The sequence below is a fragment of the Pseudonocardia aurantiaca genome, assembly GCF_039526725.1.
In the GTDB taxonomy this organism is placed as follows: Bacteria; Actinomycetota; Actinomycetes; order Mycobacteriales; family Pseudonocardiaceae; genus Pseudonocardia; species Pseudonocardia aurantiaca.
Genome location: NZ_BAAAJG010000025.1, coordinates 19,931 through 41,678, shown reverse-complemented (window position 1 = coordinate 41,678; position 21,748 = coordinate 19,931). Strand labels below are relative to the sequence as shown.

General features: G+C 72.7%; 24 protein-coding genes, 1 pseudogene and 1 riboswitch. Of the genes and pseudogenes, 15 read left to right on the top strand and 10 right to left on the bottom strand.

Annotated elements, in window-relative coordinates; all coding sequences use genetic code 11:
• Positions 1-20: 20 nt before the first annotated feature.
• Complete coding sequence (locus ABD143_RS28945) at positions 21-650, top strand: DUF742 domain-containing protein (protein WP_343984614.1); 630 nt, start codon at positions 21-23, stop codon at positions 648-650.
• A gap of 91 nt (positions 651-741) precedes the next feature.
• Positions 742-1,293 (top strand): GTP-binding protein, encoded by a 552-nt coding sequence (locus tag ABD143_RS28940; protein WP_343984998.1) that lies wholly within the window; start codon positions 742-744, stop codon positions 1,291-1,293.
• 129 nt (positions 1,294-1,422) lie between these two features.
• Here ABD143_RS28940 and ABD143_RS28935 read toward each other — a convergent pair whose 3' ends face one another.
• Positions 1,423-3,669, bottom strand: a complete 2,247-nt coding sequence (locus tag ABD143_RS28935) for a helicase-associated domain-containing protein (RefSeq protein WP_343984613.1) — start codon at positions 3,667-3,669, stop codon at positions 1,423-1,425.
• A 91-nt stretch (positions 3,670-3,760) separates the two neighbouring features.
• Between ABD143_RS28935 and ABD143_RS28930 the strand changes: the two genes are divergently transcribed.
• Positions 3,761-3,937 carry a hypothetical protein gene (locus ABD143_RS28930; RefSeq protein ID WP_343984612.1) on the top strand — a complete coding sequence of 59 codons (177 nt, stop codon included), beginning with the start codon at positions 3,761-3,763 and terminating at the stop codon, positions 3,935-3,937.
• A 14-nt stretch (positions 3,938-3,951) separates the two neighbouring features.
• Entirely contained in the window at positions 3,952-4,509 is a 558-nt protein-coding gene (locus ABD143_RS28925; RefSeq protein WP_343984996.1) for a nucleotidyltransferase family protein, read from the top strand.
• 45 nt (positions 4,510-4,554) lie between these two features.
• Here ABD143_RS28925 and ABD143_RS28920 read toward each other — a convergent pair whose 3' ends face one another.
• Positions 4,555-5,298, bottom strand: a complete 744-nt coding sequence (locus ABD143_RS28920; RefSeq protein WP_343984611.1) for an esterase/lipase family protein — start codon at positions 5,296-5,298, stop codon at positions 4,555-4,557.
• 213 nt (positions 5,299-5,511) lie between these two features.
• A complete protein-coding gene (locus ABD143_RS28915; protein ID WP_343984610.1) occupies positions 5,512-6,117 on the bottom strand; it encodes a LysM peptidoglycan-binding domain-containing protein in 606 nt (201 codons plus the stop codon).
• Positions 6,118-6,514: 397 nt separating this feature from the next.
• Between ABD143_RS28915 and moaC the strand changes: the two genes are divergently transcribed.
• The gene (gene moaC / locus ABD143_RS28910) at positions 6,515-6,994 is read left to right on the top strand and encodes a cyclic pyranopterin monophosphate synthase MoaC (protein ID WP_343984609.1); all 480 of its coding nucleotides are present in this window, start codon (positions 6,515-6,517) and stop codon (positions 6,992-6,994) included.
• Positions 6,991-7,919, top strand: a pseudogene (locus ABD143_RS38370) (molybdenum cofactor biosynthesis protein MoaE). The gene moaC and the pseudogene ABD143_RS38370 overlap by 4 nt, the downstream one beginning before the upstream one ends.
• 72 nt (positions 7,920-7,991) lie before the next feature.
• On the opposite strand, the gene ABD143_RS28895 reads toward ABD143_RS38370, so the two are convergent.
• Positions 7,992-8,576 carry a transglycosylase family protein gene (locus tag ABD143_RS28895; protein ID WP_343984606.1) on the bottom strand — a complete coding sequence of 195 codons (585 nt, stop codon included), beginning with the start codon at positions 8,574-8,576 and terminating at the stop codon, positions 7,992-7,994.
• Positions 8,577-9,083: 507 nt separating this feature from the next.
• Here ABD143_RS28895 and ABD143_RS28890 point away from each other — a divergent pair.
• The 4 genes from ABD143_RS28890 (at position 9,084) to ABD143_RS28875 (ending at position 12,943) form a co-directional block, all read left to right on the top strand.
• Positions 9,084-9,977 carry an AAA family ATPase gene (locus ABD143_RS28890; protein WP_343984605.1) on the top strand — a complete coding sequence of 298 codons (894 nt, stop codon included), beginning with the start codon at positions 9,084-9,086 and terminating at the stop codon, positions 9,975-9,977.
• A 4-nt stretch (positions 9,978-9,981) separates the two neighbouring features.
• A complete protein-coding gene (locus tag ABD143_RS28885; protein WP_343984604.1) occupies positions 9,982-11,121 on the top strand; it encodes a vWA domain-containing protein in 1,140 nt (379 codons plus the stop codon).
• Complete coding sequence (locus ABD143_RS28880; protein ID WP_343984603.1) at positions 11,114-12,229, top strand: XdhC family protein; 1,116 nt, start codon at positions 11,114-11,116, stop codon at positions 12,227-12,229. The genes ABD143_RS28885 and ABD143_RS28880 overlap by 8 nt, the downstream gene beginning before the upstream one ends.
• Positions 12,230-12,331: 102 nt before the next feature.
• The gene (locus tag ABD143_RS28875) at positions 12,332-12,943 is read left to right on the top strand and encodes a hypothetical protein (protein WP_343984602.1); all 612 of its coding nucleotides are present in this window, start codon (positions 12,332-12,334) and stop codon (positions 12,941-12,943) included.
• Between the two features lie 5 nt (positions 12,944-12,948).
• Here ABD143_RS28875 and ABD143_RS28870 read toward each other — a convergent pair whose 3' ends face one another.
• A complete protein-coding gene (locus ABD143_RS28870; RefSeq protein ID WP_343984601.1) occupies positions 12,949-13,854 on the bottom strand; it encodes a GerMN domain-containing protein in 906 nt (301 codons plus the stop codon).
• A gap of 91 nt (positions 13,855-13,945) precedes the next feature.
• On the opposite strand from ABD143_RS28870, the gene ABD143_RS28865 reads away from it, so the two are divergent.
• The 4 genes from ABD143_RS28865 to ABD143_RS28850 all read left to right on the top strand — a co-directional run bounded on the left by ABD143_RS28865 (position 13,946) and on the right by ABD143_RS28850 (position 16,835).
• Positions 13,946-14,485, top strand: a complete 540-nt coding sequence (locus tag ABD143_RS28865; RefSeq protein ID WP_343984600.1) for a gamma carbonic anhydrase family protein — start codon at positions 13,946-13,948, stop codon at positions 14,483-14,485.
• 77 nt (positions 14,486-14,562) lie between these two features.
• Positions 14,563-15,102 carry a MarR family winged helix-turn-helix transcriptional regulator gene (locus tag ABD143_RS28860; protein ID WP_343984599.1) on the top strand — a complete coding sequence of 180 codons (540 nt, stop codon included), beginning with the start codon at positions 14,563-14,565 and terminating at the stop codon, positions 15,100-15,102.
• Positions 15,099-16,661 carry an MFS transporter gene (locus ABD143_RS28855; RefSeq protein ID WP_343984598.1) on the top strand — a complete coding sequence of 521 codons (1,563 nt, stop codon included), beginning with the start codon at positions 15,099-15,101 and terminating at the stop codon, positions 16,659-16,661. Before ABD143_RS28860 ends, ABD143_RS28855 begins: the two co-directional genes overlap by 4 nt.
• A 9-nt stretch (positions 16,662-16,670) precedes the next feature.
• A complete protein-coding gene (locus tag ABD143_RS28850; protein ID WP_343984597.1) occupies positions 16,671-16,835 on the top strand; it encodes a VOC family protein in 165 nt (54 codons plus the stop codon).
• Positions 16,836-16,849: 14 nt separating this feature from the next.
• On the opposite strand, the gene thiG is transcribed toward ABD143_RS28850, so the two are convergent.
• From thiG to thiO, 3 genes are all read right to left on the bottom strand, one after another.
• The gene (gene thiG, locus ABD143_RS28845) at positions 16,850-17,614 is read right to left on the bottom strand and encodes a thiazole synthase (RefSeq protein ID WP_343984596.1); all 765 of its coding nucleotides are present in this window, start codon (positions 17,612-17,614) and stop codon (positions 16,850-16,852) included.
• Between the two features lie 8 nt (positions 17,615-17,622).
• The gene (gene thiS / locus ABD143_RS28840) at positions 17,623-17,823 is read right to left on the bottom strand and encodes a sulfur carrier protein ThiS (RefSeq protein WP_343984595.1); all 201 of its coding nucleotides are present in this window, start codon (positions 17,821-17,823) and stop codon (positions 17,623-17,625) included.
• A 6-nt stretch (positions 17,824-17,829) separates the two neighbouring features.
• The gene (gene thiO, locus ABD143_RS28835; protein WP_343984594.1) at positions 17,830-18,960 is read right to left on the bottom strand and encodes a glycine oxidase ThiO; all 1,131 of its coding nucleotides are present in this window, start codon (positions 18,958-18,960) and stop codon (positions 17,830-17,832) included.
• Positions 18,952-19,059, bottom strand: a riboswitch (TPP riboswitch). (Overlaps the previous gene by 9 nt.)
• Positions 19,060-19,147: 88 nt before the next feature.
• Here thiO and thiE point away from each other — a divergent pair.
• Positions 19,148-19,816: a thiamine phosphate synthase gene (gene thiE / locus ABD143_RS28830; RefSeq protein WP_343984593.1), complete on the top strand. Its 669-nt coding sequence runs from the start codon at positions 19,148-19,150 to the stop codon at positions 19,814-19,816.
• 84 nt (positions 19,817-19,900) lie between these two features.
• Here the strand turns inward: thiE and ABD143_RS28825 are convergent, their stop codons facing one another.
• Positions 19,901-20,851, bottom strand: a complete 951-nt coding sequence (locus ABD143_RS28825; RefSeq protein ID WP_343984592.1) for a hypothetical protein — start codon at positions 20,849-20,851, stop codon at positions 19,901-19,903.
• A gap of 103 nt (positions 20,852-20,954) precedes the next feature.
• A complete protein-coding gene (locus tag ABD143_RS28820; protein ID WP_343984591.1) occupies positions 20,955-21,650 on the bottom strand; it encodes a DUF3159 domain-containing protein in 696 nt (231 codons plus the stop codon).
• Between the last annotated feature and the right edge of the window lie 98 nt (positions 21,651-21,748).

Genomic DNA, 21,748 nt, shown 5'->3' with positions numbered 1-21,748 from the left:
GCAGAAAGCAGGTGAGTCCGATGACCTCCGGTTCCGACGACAACCGCCGGCAACCCTCGGAGCCGACTTTCGCCGACATCATGAACGGCTTCAGCTTTGATGCAGGCCGTTCGCCGCGGCGGCGGCGCTGGGGTCGCAGGCGGGGCACGGACGTCGAGCTGAACGACGACGCAGGTACGCAGGAGGCCAAGCAGGCTGCGCCGCCGGACCGGCCGTCCGCCAAGGCGCCACCCGCCAAGGTGCCGCCCGGCCCGCCGACGGCACCGATCGACATGCGGCTCGTCAGCACGGACCAGGTCGGCGAGGAGACCGGAGCCTCCGCCGTCCGACCGTACGCATGGACACGTGGTCGTACGAAATCCGGGCTCGACCTGGCCATCGAGGCGCTCGTCTCGACGAGCCAGCGCGGCCGGGACCAGATGGGCCTGTTGCAGGTCGAGCACCGGGCCGTCGCGGAGCTGTGTGAGCAGACGCGATCGGTCGCCGAGGTCGCCGCCCTCCTGTCGTTGCCGCTCGGCGTCGCCAGGGTGTTGCTGGGCGACATGGCAGGGCTCGGTTTTGTGACGGTGCACCAGACAGCGAGCAGTGCCGGCAAGGCGCCGGACCTCGCCCTGATGGAAAGGGTGTTGAGTGGACTCCGTCGGCTCTAGCTATCCCACTGACGGGACTCCGCCTCGCTCCGCGTCGGCGTACCCCCGTCGGACAGGCGTTGGGCAGGGAGGGGTCGCCACCACGGCGACGATCTCGGCCAAGATCGTGGTGGCAGGTGGCTTCGGCGTCGGCAAGACGACGTTCGTCGGCTCGGTCTCCGAGATCGTGCCACTGACCACCGAAGCCGTCATGACCGAAGCGAGCGCCGGCGTCGATGACCTCGCGGCCACCCCGAACAAGGTCACCACCACGGTGGCCATGGACTTCGGCCGCGTGTCGCTGGACGCCGACCTGATCCTCTACCTGTTCGGAACGCCTGGTCAGCACCGGTTCTGGTTCATGTGGGACGACCTCGTGCGCGGCGCGATCGGCGCCGTGGTGCTGGTCGACACCCGCAGGCTCGCCGACTCGTTCGCGGCCATCGACTTCTTCGAGGACCGCGGGCTCCCCTACGTCGTGGGCCTCAACTGCTTCGACGGGCTGCTCCAGCATCGCATCGACGACGTCCGGGAAGCGATGTCGATCGACGCGACGATCCCGATCATCAGCTGTGACGCCCGCAACCGGCAGTCGACGAAGCAGACGCTGATCACGCTGGTCGAGCACGCGATGCACTACCGCATGACGGCGGGCGCGCGCTAACACCGCTCTGATGCGAGAGCGGTGTTCCCGCCGCCGCCCTCGCATCACTGCACGCCGCTCCTATGCGAGAGCACGATCTCGTATGGCCAAAGAGCAGCTACTTGCGGTGTGAGCCAGGACAGGCGCGGCTCACGCGCCCTGCGCCGGCTCCTCGACCACCGCGATGCTGGTGATGCGGTGCAGCGGCACCCGGTGCACCGCACCGTCCACGGTGTCGCGGCCCTCGACCACCCCGCCGCCCACGATGGTGGGCTCCAGCACCCGCTCCCCCACCCGGCCGTGCCCGTCCACGAAGCCGATCCAGACGCTGCGACGGGCAGCGGCGGCGGAGCGCAGGATGTCGACAGTGGCCCCGTTGGTCGCCGCGGCCGGAGTACCCCTGCGGACCCCGGCCATCGCATCACCGGCCCGCATCCGCGACACGAGCGCGGCGAGCTGCTCGGCGCCGGGCTCGGGCGGGCCCGGCCTGGCCCCGGAGCGGCGACGCGGGTCGGTGCGCCTGCCGCGGTCGGAGAGGTCGAGCACGGCACCGCCGGTGTCCTCGGCGGCGGGGCTGAAGCCGGCGGCGCGCAATCCGTCCATCAGTTCGACAAGCGGAAGAGGGGAAACGACGACGGTCGGGGCGATGCGACGCAGCTCGAGCCCGATCGAGCCGGGGTGGACGATCACCTCGGCGATGAGCACCTCGTCGTCCGAGCGCAGGAACGACGCTGCCGCCCCGCCGCGCAGCCGCCCGTGCCTGCGTGCGACGTCGTCGACGAGGTAGGTCAGGCCCTGCGGCACGGGCGTGGCCGAGCGCTTGGCGAGCAGCTCGTGCAGGTCGGACGCGGAACGGCCGGCGTCGAGCGCTCGGCGGACCGTGGCCTCGGTGAAGCGGTAGACGGTGGCGCCGCCTGCCGACTCGACATCGGCCAGGAGGGCCAGCTCACGTGCGAGCTCTGGCTCGAGGGGCCCCGGGGCGACGGCAGTGAGGTCGGCCTGCAGGAGCACATGGGCGACCGGCGGGGGCAGCGTGGCGCGCAGGGCGGCGACGAGCCCCGCCTGGTCACCGATGAGTGCCCTACCGGGGCCGGAGAGCGCGTCCAGCGCCACCACGCCGAGCACGGTGGCCTCCGTCAGCGCCCAGCCGACCACCTCGTCGCGCAGCCGGCCGCCCCGCCGCGGCGCCCGCCACGCGAGCAGGTCGGCCAGCGCGGACGGCGAACCCGGCGCAGTGCCGGGCGACAGCTCGGCGAGCCCGGCGAGCACCCGGCGGCGGTCCCGAGGCGCGACCGGGCGACGCACCCCGTCCGACAGCGCCGAGATCGGTTTGCCCGCGTCGTCCTTGCGACCGACGAGCCCAGGCAGCCGGGGCAGGTCCAGCCACGTGCGGGCCACCAGCGACCAGCGCACCTCGGGACCGCCAGCGGCCCATACGTCGGCGTTGGTGGTGGGCACCCAGTCCGGCGCCACCCCGTCGCTCTCGGCCACGAGATCGGCCGCCACGGCGAGCTCCACGAGCAGGGCCGCCGTGGCCTCGTCGGTGTCCATCTCCTTGGCCGCCCGCCGCAGCTCGCGCACGCCGAGGCCGCCGGAGCGCAGCACCGGCGGCGGGATACGGCTCCAGTGGGCGATGAGCGACTCGAGCCGGCGGATGACCTCGAGCGCTGCTCCGCCCGCGGTGCGGTCGACCACGTCGCCGCCGCGGTCGCGGGCGCCGATGTCCGGGGGCGTGACGGCGATCTGCCCCAGCGGGCGCTCGCCACGCAGCGCGAGCCCGACCTGGCGCGGGAGCTCCACGGTCTCGGAGTCGACGCGCAGCAGCAGCCCGCGGGCCAGGAGGCGGCCCACCGCGCTCTCCGGGTCCCCGCCTGCGCGGCTGCGACCGATCGGCGGCCCGGCGGCGAGGGCGTCGAGCACCCGGCGCTCGTCGGGTGTGACGGCGGCCAGCAGATCGGGCAGCGCCGACGAGCCCGCCGGTCCGCTCGCGAGGCGGCCGAGCCCGCCCGGATGGCGCGGGACGACCTCGCGGGCGGCCGGAACGAGGGACAGGGCGTCGTCGGGACCCCAGACGATCGCCCGCTCGCGGAGCCCGCCGAGGGAAGCGTCGAGGGCCGCCGCAGGCAGGTCCGGGCCGAGGAGGCGGCTCACCGCGGACACGTCGACCGGCTCGACGTCGGCGTCCGCGACGACGAGCGCCTCCAGCACCGCGAGCGTGACGGTGTCGAGCTCGTCGCAGGCCCGGTGCACCGACGCCCTGATCCCCGCGCGGGTGGCGAGCACGGTGAGGTCCGCAGGCGGCGGCACGGCCAGGTCGGGACGCAGCCGCAGCAGCGTGGCGAGACTTGCGTCGTCCTGGGCGCGCAGCCAGTCGACCAGCGGGGTGGGCACGGACATCAGCTCCACGGTAGTCGCAGGTATCCGGACACATCGCCGGTATGGGCGTACGGGATACTCGATCCCGACAGCCGACTTCCGAGGAGGACCCGTGGCCGAGTCCCGGCAGGGCCGTATCGACCCGACCTGGCCGCAGCTGCCCGACGGCGAGCACCCGGTCACCGAGCTCGCCAGCCCCGTGCAGGGCTCGCTCTCGCCATTCGGTGACGTCGAGTTCCCGCTCGAGGAGGTGCCCTACGTGCACCCTGTCACGGAGATCAACAAGTAGCCGGGGCCACCGGCCTGCTGCTCGCCGGCGGCGCGGGCCGCCGGATGGGCCGGCCCAAGGCGCTCGTCGAGCTGGACGGCGAACCGCTCGTGCGGCGCGCGCTGCGTGTGCTCGCCGAGGGTGGCTGCGCGCCGGTTGTCGTGGTGCTGGGAGCGGAGGCGGACGCGGTCCGCACGCTGCTGCCTGCGGGCGTCGAAGCCGTGGTGGCCGACGACTGGGCCGAAGGGATGGGGGCATCCCTGCGCACAGGGCTCGCCGCGCTCGAACACACCGAATCGGCCGCCGCGCTCGTGCACCTCGTGGACCTGCCGGGCGTCACCGCAGCCGCCGTGGCGCGCTTACTGGCGCACGGCTCTCCTGACGCCCTCGTACGCGCCGCGTACGCCGGCCGCCCGGGACATCCCGTTCTGATAGGGCGCGAGCACTGGGCGGGCGTGCGCTCCTCCGCCATCGGTGATGCCGGCGCACGGACGTACCTGGCCGGACACGCGGCGCTTGCCCTCGTCGAATGCGGAGACGTCGCCAGACCGGACGACGTCGACACCCCGGGGCAGCTCGCACGCTTCCGATGAGTTCCGCCCGTTGGTCGAACAGGTTGCTCTCCGCTGGTGCCGAAGCTACGAGGCACGCGCGATGGGGCACCCATCGCGCTGCTGGGTGGCCGGGGAAGCGGCGAGTTGCCGGCAGATCTCGTCGATGACCAGGCGGTGGTCGGCCATGGTGAAGTGGCCCATGCCGGGCAGGACGATGTTATGGGTAGGCAGGTCGGGGTGGTCGAGTTGGCCGTTGCCGGCCGGCAGGATCACCGCGTCGCCCCTACTGGAGAAGGTCACGAACCGGGTCCGGCACGTCGGCGCAGGTTCGGCGAGCTCGGCGTACAGCTCGCAGTCCGGGCGGAGATGGCGCGCCAACGGCAGCGGCGGCAACAGCCATGCGGCCATCGTGCCGCGATGCGGGGTCGCGACGGTCACCACGAGGTCAACCCGGGCATCGCCGCCGAGCCGCTGCACGTAGTACCGCGCGATCAACCCGCCGAGACTGTGCCCCACGAGCCTGACCCTGGAGGCCCCGGTGATGGCGCACAGCTCCTCGACCTGTTCGGCCAGCTTCGCGGCCACGCTGCGGACGTCGCCGACGAGCGGGCTGTAGGCGAACGCGACCACGGGTCCGACACCACAGTCCTCGAGAGCCATCCTCAACCGGGTGAATACCGCCATGTTGTCGGCCAGCCCAGGCAAGAGAACGATCGGCTCCACCGAGCCTCCGGTGCGGTCTGCCAGGTTCGCGGTCATCCTGGGACAGCGCAGACCGGTCGGATAGCGCACCAGGTGGGTCACCACGCTGCTGATCTCGACGGCCACGGTTGCCAACACCCTCATCACACACCTCTGGGGATGAAGCCCGGACCACGTACAGGTAGACGCATCTGCCAGGCGCCTTCTTCTTGCTGATGTCTTGCGTCAAGAAATTGGCCGGTTTCCGGCGCTGTGGATGTTGCGCCGGTCCTCGCCGACCGCCATGCGGTCCCGGTTCAGGAAAGCCCCCGAACCGGAACCGCGGCGATCACCGCGTCCTCAGACGGTCAGGCGCTGCCCGGGGAAGATGATGTTCGGGTTGGCCGCGAGCGCGGAGTTCTTCTGCACCAGCGCCTCCCAGCCGCCCGCGACGCCTTGGGCCGCGGCGATGCCGGAGAGCGTGTCCCCGCTCTTGACGACGTACCCGCCGACAGTCGTGGGGGCGCTGGTGACGGCGGACGCCGCCTGAGCGGGAGCCGCGGTGGGAGCGGCCCGCTGGGCCGGGGCCTCGCCGGTGGCGCCCGCCTTCTTCGAGCACACGGGCCATGCATTCCAGCCCTGGCCGGCGAGCACCCGCTCGGCCACGACGATCTGCTGTTCGCGGGTGGCCTGGTTGGCCGTCGCCGCGAACTCTCCGCCGCCGAACCCGGACCAGGTGGACGGGGTGAACTGGAGTCCGCCCTGGAAACCGTTCCCGGTGTTGATCTGCCAGTTACCGCCGCTCTCACACTGCGCGACGCGATCCCATGTCGAGTCGGTCGCGGCGTTGGCGGCGGGCATCGTGACCAGGAGCGGGGCTCCGACCATGGCACCGGCAATGGCGGTGCGGGCGATCGTCCGACCTGTCGTGCTCGGGGCACGGTGACGGCCGCGGTTGCGCGCCATGAGGTATCTCCGTGCGCTGCGCACGGACTTCTCCGCCCGGGGGTGGCGGCGCGGCCGGGGAGCCGCGGTCCGTTCCTGTCCCACGCTTCGGTGAGGCAACGGGGAGCCGGGACCGCCGGACAGGGGAGCGCTGCGGTTCCGGGGCCCGACACCGGATCTGGGGACATCCCATCGGGCCGCCGCGGACGCTACGACCGAGCGCGGCCTGAGCAAACCCCTCAAATGGCGGCACGCTGCGCCCGGATGTAGGCCGAACGGCGGTGTCGGTCTCGGTCGACGCAGGTCAGCACACCCTGCATGAACAACGCACAAAATACTTCCAGGTTGCTAAGCAGAGATGCAGATCACACGCACCGAGGGTTCTGCGCCCGCTTCGCGCACCCCGTAGGGTTCGGACGTGGAGCTGACCCACGTCGACACCGCGGGTGCCGCCCGCATGGTGGACGTCACCGGCAAGGAGCCCACCGCGCGCACGGCAGTGGCCACCGGAACGCTGCGCACCACAGCCGAGGTGGTCGATCTTTTACGCAGGGACGGCCTGCCGAAGGGCGACGCGCTCGCGACGGCCCGCATCGCCGGGATCATGGGCGCGAAACGCACCCCCGACCTCGTGCCGCTCTGCCACCCGATCGCGCTGAGCGGGGTGACACTCGACCTCGAGCCCGACGGCACGGAAGTCCGCATCCGGGCCACCGTGCGCACCACGGACCGCACCGGCGTCGAGATGGAGGCGCTGACCGCCGTCGCGGTGGCCGGGCTGACGCTGCACGACATGGTCAAGGCCGTCGACCCCGCCGCCGTGCTCGACGGCGTACGCGTGGAGCGCAAGGAGGGCGGGAAGACCGGCACCTGGACCCGTCCGGAGGACCGGTCGTGAGTCGCAGCGCCCGCGTGGTCACCGCGTCCAACCGTGCCTCGTCGGGTGTCTACGCCGACCGCAGCGGCCCCGTGATCGTGGCGTGGCTGCGCGAGCGCGGCTACGCGACACCGGACGCCGAGGTCGTGCCCGACGGCGAGCCGGTGGGCGACGCGCTCCGTAAGGCCGTGGCCGACGCCGTGGACGTGGTGATCACCACCGGCGGCACAGGCATCTCGCCCACGGACGCCACGCCGGAGGTCACCCGCGGCGTGCTCGACTACGAGGTGCCCGGCCTCGCCGACGCGATCCGCGCCGCCGGCGCACCCAAGGTCCCGACCGCGGTGCTCTCGCGCGGTCTGAGCGGGGTGGCCGGGCGCACGCTCGTCGTGAACCTACCCGGATCGACAGGCGGAGTTCGGGACGGTTTGGCTGTGCTCGCGGACGTCCTGGACCACGCCGTCGACCAGCTGCGAGGAGGCGATCACCGATGACCGAGCAGGCCAGCGGACACATCACGGGCGCGGCGGTGCTGTGCGCCGCCGTCGGAGAATCACCGCTCGACGTCGCCCAGCACGCCACTCTCGTGGAGCAGGCGGCCGCCGGCGCCGTGGTGACGTTCGCCGGCGTGGTCCGGGACCACGACGGCGGGCGTTCGGTGCGCGGCCTCGAGTACAGCGCCCACCCGACCGCGGCAAAGGTGGTGGCCGACATCGCCGCCGAGATCGCGGGCCGGGCGCGCGGCGTCCGGGCGATCGCGGTGAGCCACCGGGTGGGGCGGCTCGAGATCGGGGACGTCGCGCTGGCCTGCGCCGTTGCGGCTGATCACCGGCGCGAGGCCTTCGAGACCTGCGCCGAGCTGGTAGAGGAGGTGAAGCGCCTGCTGCCGGTCTGGAAGCACCAGGTGTTCACCGACGGCTCCGACGAGTGGGTCGGCTCGGCCTGACCTGGTGCCGGAACGCACGAACGCACGAACGGACGCGGACCCGTGATCGCACCCGCGCCGCTCGGCGACCGCTCAGCTCAGGTCGAGCTGCTGGCCGACGCGGAGCACGTGGGGACTGCTCAGTACGTCGCGGTTGCGCTCGAAGAGCCCTTGCCAGCCGCCGGAGACTTTCTGGGCGGCGGCGATCTTGCTCAAGGTGTCGCCTGCTGCGACCGTGTAGTCCGCGCCGTTCTCGGCGACGCGAGCCGCGTCGGGACGCGTGGCCTTGGCCGGGGCCGATGCACGCATGCGGGTGGGCTCGGCGGCGTTGCCGCGCAGTCCCATCTTCCGCGAGCAGGACGGCCATGCATTCCAGCCCTGGGCCGCGAGCGTGCGCTCGGCAACCGCAATCTGCTGCTCGCGGCTGGCGTGGTGGGGAAGGCCCGAGCCGCCGAAGGCGCGCCACGTGGTCGGCTTGAACTGCAGCCCGCCGTAGAAGCCGTTTCCGGTGTTGATCTCCCAGTTACCGCCGCTCTCGCACTGGGCAAGCTCGTCCCAGGCCGAATCCGGTGCTGCGTTGGCGGTGCCGGCAAGAGCGAAGGTGGCACCGACGGCAACTGCACCCGCCACTCCGAGACGCAGCAGACTTCGCTTGGGGGAACCCGGTCGAGAAGTCATTTCAGTGTCTCCAACTCGCACCTTCGAGGGGTAGCTGCTCGTCAGCGGGTGGGGGTAACCCGGCGGGCAGTCTCGTGCCGGTCCAACGGAGTCGGGGGAGTGACTCCTTTGAATGGCGACCTCGCTCCCTGTCCCGTCTCCAACTCGACGGACCGGAACCGCGGGACAGGGCACGGCGCGACGATTCCGGATGCATTTTGGCCGACCCCTGGGTGGGGCGACCAGGAACGGACGCTACGGACACCGCACCCGCAATCGTCAATACGACCGGGCGTGACCGACGTCACGGTAACGGGACGATTAACTCCACGTTATGCAAGAATCGGCAGGTCAACCACATGAAATCATGACATGATCACGCCCGATAAACAATACATCCAATCTGGAAGTATTACGGATTGCGCGACACTTGTGGTGACTACACCGCGTCACATCGGGCCTGCGGCGAGTGCGCCAGGCCACACGCGGCAGGTGGCTGCGGACCCATCGTTCCGTCATGCTGGGTGTGTGCCTCTTAACGCTGCGGGATCCCCCGCGGAGCTGGCGGCGGCGCTCCGGACCACCGGCTACCTCGCCGACGACGGCCTCGCCACCGCCACCTTCCTCGCCATGCGGATGAACCGGCCCCTGTTCTGCGAGGGCGAGCCCGGCACCGGCAAGACCGCGCTGGCCCAGGCACTCGCCCAGGTGCTCGGTGCCGAGCTGATCCGCCTGCAGTGCCACGACGGCATCGACGCCGCACAGGCGCTCTACGACTGGGACTTCCCCCGCCAGCTCCTGCACCTGCGCGCGCTCGAAGCCGCGGCAGGCGCCACGGGCGAGACGCTCGACGCCGGCGCCGTAGAGGCCTCCCTCTACGACCCGCGCTTCCTGCTGGCCCGCCCGATCCTGCGCGCGCTGCAGACGAGCCCGAGCGTCCTGCTGATCGACGAGATCGACCGCGCCGACGACGAGTTCGAGGCATTCCTCCTCGAGGTGCTCACCGAGCACGCCGTGACCATCCCCGAGGTCGGCGAGATCAGGGCGAAGACGCCGCCGCTCGTCGTGCTGACCTCGAACCGCACGCGCGAGGTGCACGACGCCCTCAAGCGCCGCTGCCTCTACCTCTGGCTGGACCACCCCGATCTGCAGCGCGAGATCGAGATCCTGCACTCGCGGCTCCCGGGTCTCCCCGAGCGCCTCGCGACGCAGGTGGCGGGGGCCGTCCGGCAGCTACGCCAGGCCGACCTGCTCAAGCCACCCGGCGTCGCGGAGACCATCGACTGGGCCCGCGCACTGCAGCTCGTCGGCGCGCGGCACCTGGACGTCGACAGCGCGGCCGCCACGCTCGGAGCGGTCCTCAAGTACCGCGAGGACGCCGACCGCATCCGCAAGCAGCTCGACAGCCTGCTGGCGTCCTGAGGCCGTGACCGCTTCCCTTCCGGCAGCGCCGCCGGCCGATGACCCGCTCGCCGGCCTGGTGGGCTTCACGGTTGTGCTCCGCAACGCCGGGCTCGCGGTCACCACCGACCGGGTGGCGGCGTTCCTGTCCGCGCTCGACGCCCTGGACGTCACCAGCCGGACCCAGACGTACTGGGCGGGGCGTCTCACCCTCTGCTCCGACCCCGACGACCTCCCGCGTTACGACCGCGCGTTCGAGGACTGGTTCACCCCGCAGCAGGGCGGGCGGACCCGGATCACCGACGAGCGCCCGCCGCCACCGCCCAAGCTCGCCGCACTCACGCCGTCCGAGCAGAACGAGCGCGAGGACGGCGACGAGGCAGGACCGCAGATCCACGCCAGGGCCAGCGGCACTGAAGTGCTGCGCCACCGCGACCTCGGCGACCTCACCGCCGCCGAGCGCGAGCACCTGCGGCGACTGCTCGCGCTGCTGCGCCCCGAACCGCCGACCCGCTCGTCGCGCAGGCTCCGCCCGGCGCGCCACGGCAGCACCGACCCGGGCCGCACGCTGCGGGCGGCGCTGCGCAACCAGGGCGAGCTGCGCGAGCTGCGGCGGCGCGACCACTCGCGGCGGCCGCGCAAGATCGTGCTGCTCGTCGACGTCTCCGGCTCGATGGAGCCCTACGCCGACGCCCTGCTCCGGTTCGCGCACGTCGTCGTGCGGCGGGCGCCAGGCTCCGTCGAGGCGTTCACACTCGGCACGCGGCTCACGCGCGTCACCCGGGAGCTGCAGATGCGCGACGCGGAGCGCGCGCTCGCGGCGACCGGCCGGGCGATCCCGGACTGGTCGGGTGGCACCCGGCTGGGCGAGGTGCTGCGCGCGTTCGTCGACCGGTGGGGGCAGCGCGGGGCGGCCAGGGGTGCAGTCGTCGTCGTCTTCTCCGACGGGTGGGAGCGCGGCGAGACCGACGTGCTGGGTGAGCAGATGTCCCGGCTGCGGCGGCTCGCGCACCGGGTCGTCTGGGTCAACCCACACGCCGGGAAGGACGGCTACGCACCGGTGCAGGGCGGAATAGTCGCCGCGCTCCCCTACTTGGACGATCTGCTGGCCGGGCACAGTCTGGCCACACTGGAACAACTGCTCGAGGTGATCAGACATGCGTGATGTGCTGGCCAAGCTCGGCGAGTGGTGGGAGAAGGGCGAGACCGCAGCGCTTGCCACCGTCGTCGGCACCTACAGCTCCGCACCCCGCCAACCAGGCGCCTCGATGCTCGTCGGTCCTTCGGGGGAGGCCGTCGGGAGCGTGTCGGGCGGGTGCGTCGAGGGCGCGGTGTACGAGCTCGGCGAGCAGGTGCTCGCCGAGGACCGCCCGGTGCTGCAGCGCTACGGCGTCTCGGACGACGACGCGTTCGCCGTGGGGCTGACCTGTGGCGGGATCATCGACATCTTCGTGGAGAAGGTCAGCCCGGAGACGTACGCGCAGCTCGGGCAGGTGGCCGAGGCCGTGAAGGCCGAGTCGCCGGTCGCGGTGGCCACAGTCGTCTCCGGCCCGGCCGAACGACTCGGCAAGCGGTTGATCGTCTGGCCCGACCACACCGACGGTGGCACGGGCTCCACTCGGCTCGACGACGCTGTCCGCGACGACGCGCGCGGCCTGCTCGACTCCGGCCGCAACGCGATGCTCACCTACGGCACCGACGGGCAGCGCCGCGGCGAGGGCCTGTCGGTCTTCGTCGAGTCGTTCGCGCCGCCACCCCGGATGATCGTGTTCGGCGCGATCGACTTCGCCGCCGCCGTCGCGCGCATCGGGAGCTTCCTCGGCTACCGCGTCACGGTGTGCGATGCCCGCCCGGTGTTCGCCACGGCGTCGCGGTTCCCGGGCGCCAACGAGGTGGTGGTCGAGTGGCCGCACCGCTACCTGCAGGCCGAGGCCGAGGCCGGCCGCGTCGACGGGCGAACCACGCTGTGCGTGCTCACCCACGACCCGAAGTTCGACGTGCCACTGCTCGAGGTGGCCCTGCGGCTGCCTGAGGTGGCCTACATCGGCGCGATGGGGTCGCGGCGCACCCACGACGACCGCATCGAGCGGTTGCGCGAGCGCGGGCTCACCGACGCCGAGATCAACCGGATGTCGAGCCCCATCGGCCTCGACCTGGGCGCCCGCACCCCGGAGGAGACGGCCGTCTCGATCGCGGCGGAGATGATCGCGTTGCACTGGGGCGGGGTGGGCAACCGGCTGGCCGAGCGCGAGGGCCCCATCCACACCTCCTGATCCACGCTGCGCCTCTGATCCACGCTGCGCCTCTGATCTACGCCGCGCCTCTGATCTACGCCGTCGTGATCTACCCCGGGCCCTGATCTACGCTGCGCCGCCATGCGGATCTACGCCGAACGTCCCCTCCGCGCGGCGCTGCAACTGCTGTCGGACCTGCTCGTGATCGCCTGGGTCACGCTGTGCGTGATCGTGGCCCGCACAGCCCAGGAGCTCCTCCTGCAGCTGCAGGCACCCGCGCTCGCCCTTCAGGGGGCGGGCGAGTCGATCCGCGGCACCTTCGACGACGCCGCCCGTACTGCGTCGGGTGTGCCCTTCGTGGGCGAGGACCTGGCCCGGGCGCTCGGCGCGGGCACCGACGCGGGCCAGTCGCTGGCGACGGCCGGGCGCGACCAGGCGGAGACGATCTCGGCGGTGGCGTCCGGCACGGCGATCGGGATCGTCGTGCTCGGCTGCCTCCCCGTCCTCTTCCTGTGGCTGCCTCTTCGGTTCCGATACGCGCGGGAGGCCCGGTCGGCGGTCGCGGTGCGGGCCATCGACAGCGACCTCCTCGCGCTGCGCGCCATCACCCGCCGCCCGGTGCGCAAGCTGCTGCGAATCGCCCCCGACCCGGCCGCGGCCTGGCGGCGTGAGGACCGGGAGGCGATCCACGCGCTGGCGGCTCTGGAGCTGCGCAGCCTGGGCCTGCGCGCCCCACGCACACCACCCGACTGAGGGCCTCAGCTCACCGTGATCATCTTGTCGTCGGTCAGCACGGGCCTGCCCTCGCCGCCCGACACGTCATCCTCCATGACCCGCACCGTGTACTCACCCGGTTCGAGCGTCACCTCGAAGGCGTACGGGGCGAAGCGCTGACCCTCCGCCGTGGCGGCGGAGCCCGAGCGCACGACCACGTCCCCGCGCCGCACCTCCCACAGCAGGCTCGCCTCGAACACGGCCGCCTCCCCGGTCACCTGCACGTCCCGGCTCACCTCGGCTCCGTGGGCGGGGGCGTCGATCTGTACGAGCGAGCGCAGCTCGTAGGAGTCGCCGCGCTCCACCGGGTCCGACGTGTCGACGACACCCCACAGCTTGTCGACGCGGTGGCCGTCCACGAGGATCCGTACCGGGTCGGTGGACTGCAGCGCGCCCTGGACCGTGAACACGAGCTGCTGTACGGCGATGGCGCCCAGCTCGGAGCCCATCTGTCCGGCGCCGAGCCCGGTGAGGTCGACGGTGATCACGTGGTCGCGCTGGTCCACCGGCGTCCGCAGGGCGGTGCCCGCGGGCCACGGGTTGCGGTAGTCGGGGTCCGTGCCGGTGGAGTTGGCGAGCATCTCCCGCACGGCCTCACTGGGCCGGTCGTTCGCGGCGACGCGGTGGAACTCCCGCTGCAGGCGGAAGCCCGCGGCCGTCTCCGCCACGTAGTAGACGGCGAGCGCGGCCCTGGTGTCCTCGGCCGCGTCGGGCTGCGCCTTCGCGAACGGGTCTCCGGGCGCGCGGAGTCCGTCCGGAGCGGGGCGCTGCGGGACCTCGGCGGGCGCCGCGGCCGGCGGCGCGGGACGAGGGCCTGCGCCAATGGCGCAGCCGGTCACCAGCGGCAGCAGCGCGAGAAGGAGCACCCCTGACGCACGTCGCATGCCCATCCGTCCACCTCCTACCTGGCCCAGGTTGCCCCGGTCCTACCGCACCGTCCGGGAGGCACGCCGAGCGCGCCCGGGTGGCACCCTCCGGCCCATGCCGCTGTTCGAATTCGAGGGCCTCTCCCCGACCGTGCATCCCGACGCGTTCATCGCCCCGACCGCCACGCTGATCGGCGACGTCCGGGTCGAGGCGCACGCCTCCATCTGGTACAACGCGGTCCTCCGCGCTGACCTGGGGCCCATCATCGTCCACGAAGGGGCAAACGTGCAGGACGGATGCGTGCTGCACGGCGGGGACAACCCGGCCACCGAGGTCGGCGCGGGCGCCACGATCGGCCACCTCTGCGTGGTACACGGCGCCGTGATCGGAGCGGGGGCGCTCATCGGCAACGGCTCCACCGTGCAGGACGGGGCCAGGATCGGCGCGCGCTGCCTCGTCGGGGCGGGTGGGACGGTCCCGCCCGGCGTCGTGGTGCCCGACGAGCAGCTCGTGCTCGGCACCGTGGCCCGGGAGAGGGGCCCGTTGACGCAGTCGGCGCGCTGGTGGGTCGAGGGCAACCCAGGTATCTACCAGGAGCTCGCCCGCCGCCACCGGACCGGCGTGAAACCTGTGGTGCCGGCCCACGACAGGTGACGAGGACCACCGGTCCGGGCGGGCGGAGTTCAGCAAATCGTTTGCATGGTGCAAGCATCATGACGTAAAGTTGTCCTATGCAAACGACCAAGAGCTCGGCGGCGGACCGCGCCGTCGACGAGCTCGGCGACGCCGTTGTCGCACTGGTCCGCACCTGGCGCGGCGTGGGCAGACGGTTCACCGACGGAAGCCCGAACGCCGGGCCCCACAGCACGCTCGCCGTGCTGGAGATGGCCCGGCTGCTCGGCGAGGGCGAACACCGGCTGAGCGAGATCGCGGAGCGGCGCGGCGTCGACCAGTCCGTGGTCAGCCGCCAGATCGGCGAGCTGCAGCAACGAGGGCTCGTCTGCCGCAGGCCCGACCCGTCCGACCGGCGCGCGAGCCTCGTCCGGCTCACCCCGGAGGGCCACGAGGTGCTGCGGCGCAGCGAGCGGCTCCGGCACGAATTGCTCTGCGGCGCACTCGCGCGCACGCCCACCACCGACGTCGAGGCCGCGGCCCGGCTCATCACCGCGCTCGCCGAGGAGCTTCAAGCGCGGGCGAACGAGCTCGGCGTGCTCGCTGCGCCCCCGGTACTCACGCCCGAGCCCCGTCCGATCCCGGAAAGGCCCGCATGACCACCGCAACCCGTCCGATGCCGACCGAGAGCCAACCGGTCACCGGCCGCCGCGAGGTGCTGACTGCGCTGAGCGGGCTGCTCCTCGCGATGTTCGTCGCGATCCTGTCCAGCACGATCGTCGCCAACGCGCTCCCGACGATCGTCGCCGACCTGCACGGCTCGCAGACCGGCTACACATGGGTCGTCACCGCGACCCTCCTGACCACCACGGCGTCCACCCCGATCTGGGGCAAGCTCGCCGACCTGTTCAGCAAGAAGCTGCTGGTCCAGATCGCGATCGCCATCTTCGTCGTCGGGTCCGTCGGGGCCGGGCTGGCCGGCTCGATGGGGCTGCTGATCGGCTGGCGGGCGATGCAGGGCATCGGCGCCGGCGGGCTGCAGGCCCTCGTCCAGGTGGTGATCGCCGCGCTCATTCCGCCGCGCGAACGCGGCCGCTACTCCGGCTACATGGGTGCTGTGCTGGCCGCGGCGACCGTGTCGGGCCCGCTCGTGGGCGGCCTGCTGGTCAACACACCGGCGCTCGGCTGGCGCTGGTGCTTCTTCGTCGGCGTGCCCGTCGGGCTGGTCTCGATGCTGGTGCTGCAGCGCACCCTGCTTGTGCCGACCATCCCGCGGGAGGTGCACCTCGACTACTGGGGAGCCGCGCTCATCGCGGGTGGCGTGTCGGTGCTGCTTGTGTGGGTGTCGCTCGCCGGCGCGCAGTTCGCCTGGGCGTCGCCCACGTCGTTCGTGCTGCTCGCGCTCGGGCTCGCCGCGCTGGCCGCTGCCGTCGTCGTCGAGACGCGGGTGCCGGAGCCGGTTGTGCCGATGTGGCTCTTCCGCGACCGCACCGTCGTGCTGTCGGTGCTCGGCAGCCTCGTGGTCGGGTGCGTGATGTTCGGCGGCTCGGTGTTCCTCGGGCAGTACTTCCAGATCGCCCGCTCCTACGACCCGACGAGCGCCGGCCTGCTCACGCTGCCGCTGATCGGCGGGCTGCTCCTCGCTTCCACGGGGTCCGGCCTGCTGATCACCCGGTACGGCCGCTGGAAGCCCTACATCGTGGCGGGCGCTGTCATGATCACGGCTGGGCTGGCGCTGATGTCCATGGTCGACCACACCACCCCCGTCCTGCGCATCGGGCTGTTCCTCGTGGTGCTCGGGATGGGCCTCGGGATGACGATGCAGAACCTGGTGCTCGCCGTGCAGAACACCGTGGACGTGCGGGACGTGGGCGCCTCGAGCGCGCTCGTCGCGTTCCTGCGGTCGCTCGGCGGCACGGTCGGGGTAACCGTGCTCGGTGTCGTGCTCAGCAGCCGCGTCTCCGCGCTGCTCGGCGGCACGCAGACGGCCCTCGCCGACCTCGCCGCGCTGCCGGCTGCCCAGGCCGCGCACGTGCGGGCCGCCTACGGCGACGCCATCGGCACGGTGTTCGGAATCTCCGCCGTCGCGTCCCTGGTGACGCTGGTGGCGGTGCTGCTCATCCGCGAGGTGCCGCTGCGTACCACGGTCGGGCGCACGGAGCCCGCCAGCGACGGGGTCGTGCTTCCGACCACCGACAGGCTCGTCGAGGCCCGTTAGCGTGCCGTCATGCGCGCACGGCTGAGCGAGATCGTCGTCGACTGCCACGAGCCGGTGAAGCTGGTGCGGTTCTGGGCCGCTCTGCTCGCGACCGAGCCCGTTGACCGGGAGCCGACCTGGTCATACGTCGACCCGCCCGACGCCCCGCGGATCGCGTTCCAGGCCGCTGCCTGATCCCCTGAGCCGGACTACCCGTCGATGTCGGGCGAGGAGGCCTGCGCCCAGTAGCGGCGCGGGATGCGCCCGGCCAGGCGGGCACACCGCCCCGCCTCCACTGCCAGCCGCATCGCGTGGGCCATGCGCTCCGGCTCGCCTGCCCGGGTGACCGCAGTGGCCAGCAGCACGGCGTCGCAGCCCAGCTCCATCGCCTGCGCCGCCTCCGAGGCCGTCCCGATGCCCGCGTCGAGCACCACCGGCACCCCGGCCTGCTCCACGATCATCTCGATGTTGTGCGGGTTGCGGATGCCGAGGCCGGTGCCGATCGGCGAACCGAGCGGCATCACCGCGGCACAGCCGACGCCCTCGAGCTTGCGGGCAAGCACTGGGTCGTCGTTGGTGTAGGGCAGCACCGTGAATCCGTCGTCGACGAGCTGCTCGGCGGCGTCGAGCAGCTCGATCGGGTCGGGCAGCAGCGTCCGCTCGTCGGCCACGACCTCCAGCTTCACGAGGTCGGTATCCAGCGCCTCACGGGCCAGCCGTGCGGTGAGTACGGCCTCAGCGGCCGTACGGCAGCCCGCGGTGTTGGGCAGCACCTCGATGCCCAGTCGCCGCAGCAGATCCAGCACTCCGGTGCCGGTGACCGCGTCGACCCGGCGCATCGCGACTGTGGTGAGGGCCGTGCCGGACGCGACGAGCGCGCGCTCGAGGATCTCCAGGTTCGCGGCCCCGCCAGTGCCCATGATCAGCCTGGACGCCACCTTGTGGCCGCCCACCACGAGAGTCTCGTCGTACATGTGCTCCCTCACCCTCCCTGCACCGCCGTCAGCACCTCCACGCGCGAGCCATCGGTGAGCACGGAGTCCGCCCAGCCGGCCCGCGGCACGACCTCGCCGTCGACGGCGACCGCCACTCCCGTGCTCGGGGCCCCGAGCACGGCGAGCACGTCGGCCACCCGCGCGCCTTCCGCCAGCTCGCGCTGCTCACCGTTGATCCAGACCTGCACGGTCCTTTACCTCCTCGCCAGGGAGAAGCGGGCGGGGTCGGCCGCTTGCACCACCTTGGGAACCGGGTCACCACGCAGCAGCGCCAGCACCGCGTCGGCGGTGACGGGGGCGAGCAGCATGCCGTTGCGGTGGTGGCCGGTGGCGACGAGCAGGCCGTCGGGGCCTGCGGGGCCGACGAGGGGCAGGTTGTCCGGGCTGCCCGGCCGTAGCCCCGCCGCGCTCTCGACCAGCGCGTACTCGGCGATCCCCGGCAGCACTCGCTCAGCGTCGCGCAGCAGGTCGCGCACCCCGCCGACCGTGACCTCGGTGTCGAAGCCGGTCTCGGCCTGCGTGGCGCCGATGACGAGCCCGCCGCCGTCGCGCGGCACGGCGTACACGGGCCGCCCGTCCACGAGGGCCCGGACCGTGCGGCTCGGCGGCGGGAACGCACCCGCCCGGTGGGCCAGCCGCAGGATCTCCCCTTTCACCGGCCGCACGAGCCCCTCGAGACACGGGTGCAGGCGGGCCGAGTGCGCGCCGGCGCAGACGAGCACGACCTGCGAGTCCACCCCGGGTCCGTCCGTGCGCACACCCGTGACACGCGAGCCGTCGTCGAGCACGGCCCTGGCCGCGCGCTCGACGAACCGGGCACCCGCCCGCTCGGCGGCGACACGGAGCGCGGCGAGCAGCACGCGGTTGTCGACGGCGAGGTCGTCGGGCACGGAGAGGCCGCCCCGGACGTCGGGGCCGAGCGCGGGTTCCAGGCGGCGCATCTCGCGGCCGGAGAGCCGCTCGACCGCGCGTCCGAGCTTCCCGAGGTAGGCCGCGAGTGTGTCCAGCTCGGCGCGGTCGCCCGCGCCGGTGGCCACCACGACGGTGCCCTCGGTGCGCAACCCTGCGGGCCGGCCGGCGGCGGCTTCGAGCTCGGCGGCGAACTGCGGCCAGCGGCGCAGGGACTCCTCGCCGAGCTCGAGCAGCTCCTCCTCGCCGGGCCACGCCTCCGTGACCGGGGCGAGCATGCCGCCGGCCACCCAGGATGCGCCCGATGCGGGCGCCGGGTCGAGCACGGTGACCTGGAACCCCGCGGCGGCGGCCCTCCAGGCGCAGGACATGCCGATCACGCCGGCCCCGACCACCGTCAACTGTGAGTTCGTCATCTCCCCGCTCCCTGCGCCGGCATGACCCGGATCAGGTTCGACGGTCGGGATCTGCGGATCCCCTCTCAGCCCCCAGCCGGGGCTCCCGTGCGTCACCTGGCGTTCACAATACGCCCCGCGCGCCGCCCCGCGTAGGGTCGCTCAGCGTGACCGACCTCGCGTGGTCACGGGCCACGAAGGAGGAAACGTGCCAGGACTCGACCGCGACGCCCTGCGGGCGCGGCTCGACGACGCCCGCCTCTACCTGTGTACGGACGCCAGGCGGCGCACCGGTGACCTCGCCGAGTTCGCCGACGCGGCGCTCGCGGGGGGCGTCGACATCGTCCAGCTCCGCGACAAGGGCGGTGACGGACCATTGGAGGCGAAGGCCGAGCTCGCCGCACTGGAGGTGCTGGCCGAGGCGTGCGCGCGGCACGGTGCGCTACTCGCCGTGAACGACCGCGCGGACATCGCGCTCGCCGCCGGGGCCGACGTGCTGCACCTGGGCCAGGACGACCTGCCCGTCGGGTGGGCCCGGAAGATCGTCGGCGACGACGTGGTGGTCGGCCGCTCGTCCCACAGCGCCCAGGAGACCGCGGGCGCGGCCGAGGAGGCGGGGGTGGACTACTTCTGCGTCGGCCCCTGCTGGCCGACTCCGACGAAGCCGTCCCGCCCCGCCCCGGGCCTCGACCTCGTGCGGACGGTGGCAGGCCGGTCGCCGTCACGGCCGTGGTTCGCGATCGGCGGGATCGACCACACGAGAGTCGACGAGGTGCTCGCGGCGGGGGCGGATCGGATCGTCGTGGTGCGGGCGATCACGGAGGCCGAAGACCCCGGAGCAGCCGCAAGGAAATTCAAGACCCGCCTGACGACCTGACCCGTCCCCCAGACGCAAGGAAAGCCACGTTCGTCGCATCTGGCGCAATGAACGTGGCTTTCCTGCGTTCGGGGGTTGGGGTGGTTACTGGCTGCTCGCGCCGCCTCGCGTGCCGGCGCCGCCTGCGCCTCCCTGGCTGCCCGCGCCTCCGGGGACCGGGACCAGCGGGGACCGCGGGGCGCTGCTCTGGGTGCCGTGGTTGCTGTTGCTCTCGGGTGGGTTCTCGCCGTTGCCGTTCCCGAGGCCGGGCAGCTGCTGGGTGGGGCCCGGGTTCCGGGTGGCGCCGGAGTCCGGGGTCGGCGACGGGGTCGGCGCGAGCGTGGGAGCGGTGCTCGGCTCCGCCGGGCTCGACGGCTGCGTGCCCTGGTTGCTCTCGGTCGGGTTCGGCGCCCTGGTCGGCTCGGCGGCAGGGGCCCCGCCGGTCAGCACACGCCCGACGGACGTGCCGGTCTCGCCCGTGGTGAGGGTGGACCCCTTCGCCCATTCCACGCCCGTCACGACGAGCAGCCCGATCGCGAACACGAGCGCGGTGGAGCCTGCGACCCAGAGCCAGGGGCGGCCCCGGCGCCGGGGCTTGGGCTGAATGTCGGGCTCCACCCGCATCCGGACCGTCTCCCCCTCCGGGGCGACCCGCTGCGTGGGGAGGCGCACCTGCGCCTCCGCGACGTCGGTCCGTCGACTCGGGGTGACCTTGACGCGCGCCACGAGGCGGTCTCGGGTGCGGTCCAGCGAGCGCTGGTAGACGACGGTCGCGACGGTGCTGGCCACCGAGCCGAACGCCGCGCCGGTGACTGTGCCCGCCGCACCGAAGAACGAGCCGAGAATCGCCGACGTCGCCGCCGCGCCCGCGCCGGCGATCACCTTGTTGATGGTGAGGTCCGGGGCTCGGGACGCCCCGGGCGCCGCGGTGGGCTCGGTGGGCGCTGTGGGCGCGGTGCTCCCGGTCGGCGGCTCGGGGAGCCGCTGGGTAAGCCGATCGGCCGTGGGCCGGAGAGTCGGGATGGTCGGGGGCTCGTGCGTCGAATACTTCGGCATGGCTCCTGTCTGCGATCACATCCGAGGGCGTGGAGGCTTCCACTTGATCCGACGGTGTACCCACCCGGATTCGTTCCAGACGATCACCTGGTCGTGACCACATTCACGTCGAGGAGGCGGGACGGTCCGCCGGGTCCCTCGGGTGGCGTAACCCGCCGTGCTCCGGAGGAAGGGCGGAGCGCAGGAGCGGCCACGAGATGAAGACGCACAGTCCGACGAGCGGCCACGTGAGGAGCACACGCGCGATGCCGAGCGGGACTATCGCACCGGCCGCGTACAGCGGGAGGAGGGTGGCGAGCCGCACCAGATACTGCGCCACCCACGCCCAGCTGGCCCGCTGGTAGCCGCGCATGAGGTCGGGGTCGCGCCGCCAACGCGTGCGCTGGCCGAGCAGCGTGCCCACGATGATCCCGAGCAGCGGCCACCGGGCGACGATCGACACCGCCCATACGAGCGCGCTGGCGGCGTTGCTGACGATCTGGACAAGGAAGAAGTCGACGGCCCGGCCGGTGGACAGCGCCACGAGCGCAGCCACGGTGACGCCGAGCAGGCCGAGGACGACCGAGCGCGCGGGCTTCCCCGTGGCGAGCCGGACCGTCCCGACCGCGGCGCCGGCGAGCACCGCCGCGCCTCCTGCCCAGGCGACCGGCCACGCCCACACCTGTACGTCGGCGAGCGTGAACACCCCGACGAACGCGACCACCGGCACCGTCGCGTCGACGGCGCCACCGCGCCCGCCGAGCAATGTCGCAAGCGTGGGCTCGCCGCCCCCGCCACGCTCCGGCTCGGACCGTGCCATGGGAGTGAGGGTGCCCTATCCGGGCGGATCCATCAGCACCACTGGCGCGAATCACACGCCGTGAGTGATATTGGAGGGATCCTCCGCCGTCGCTGGCA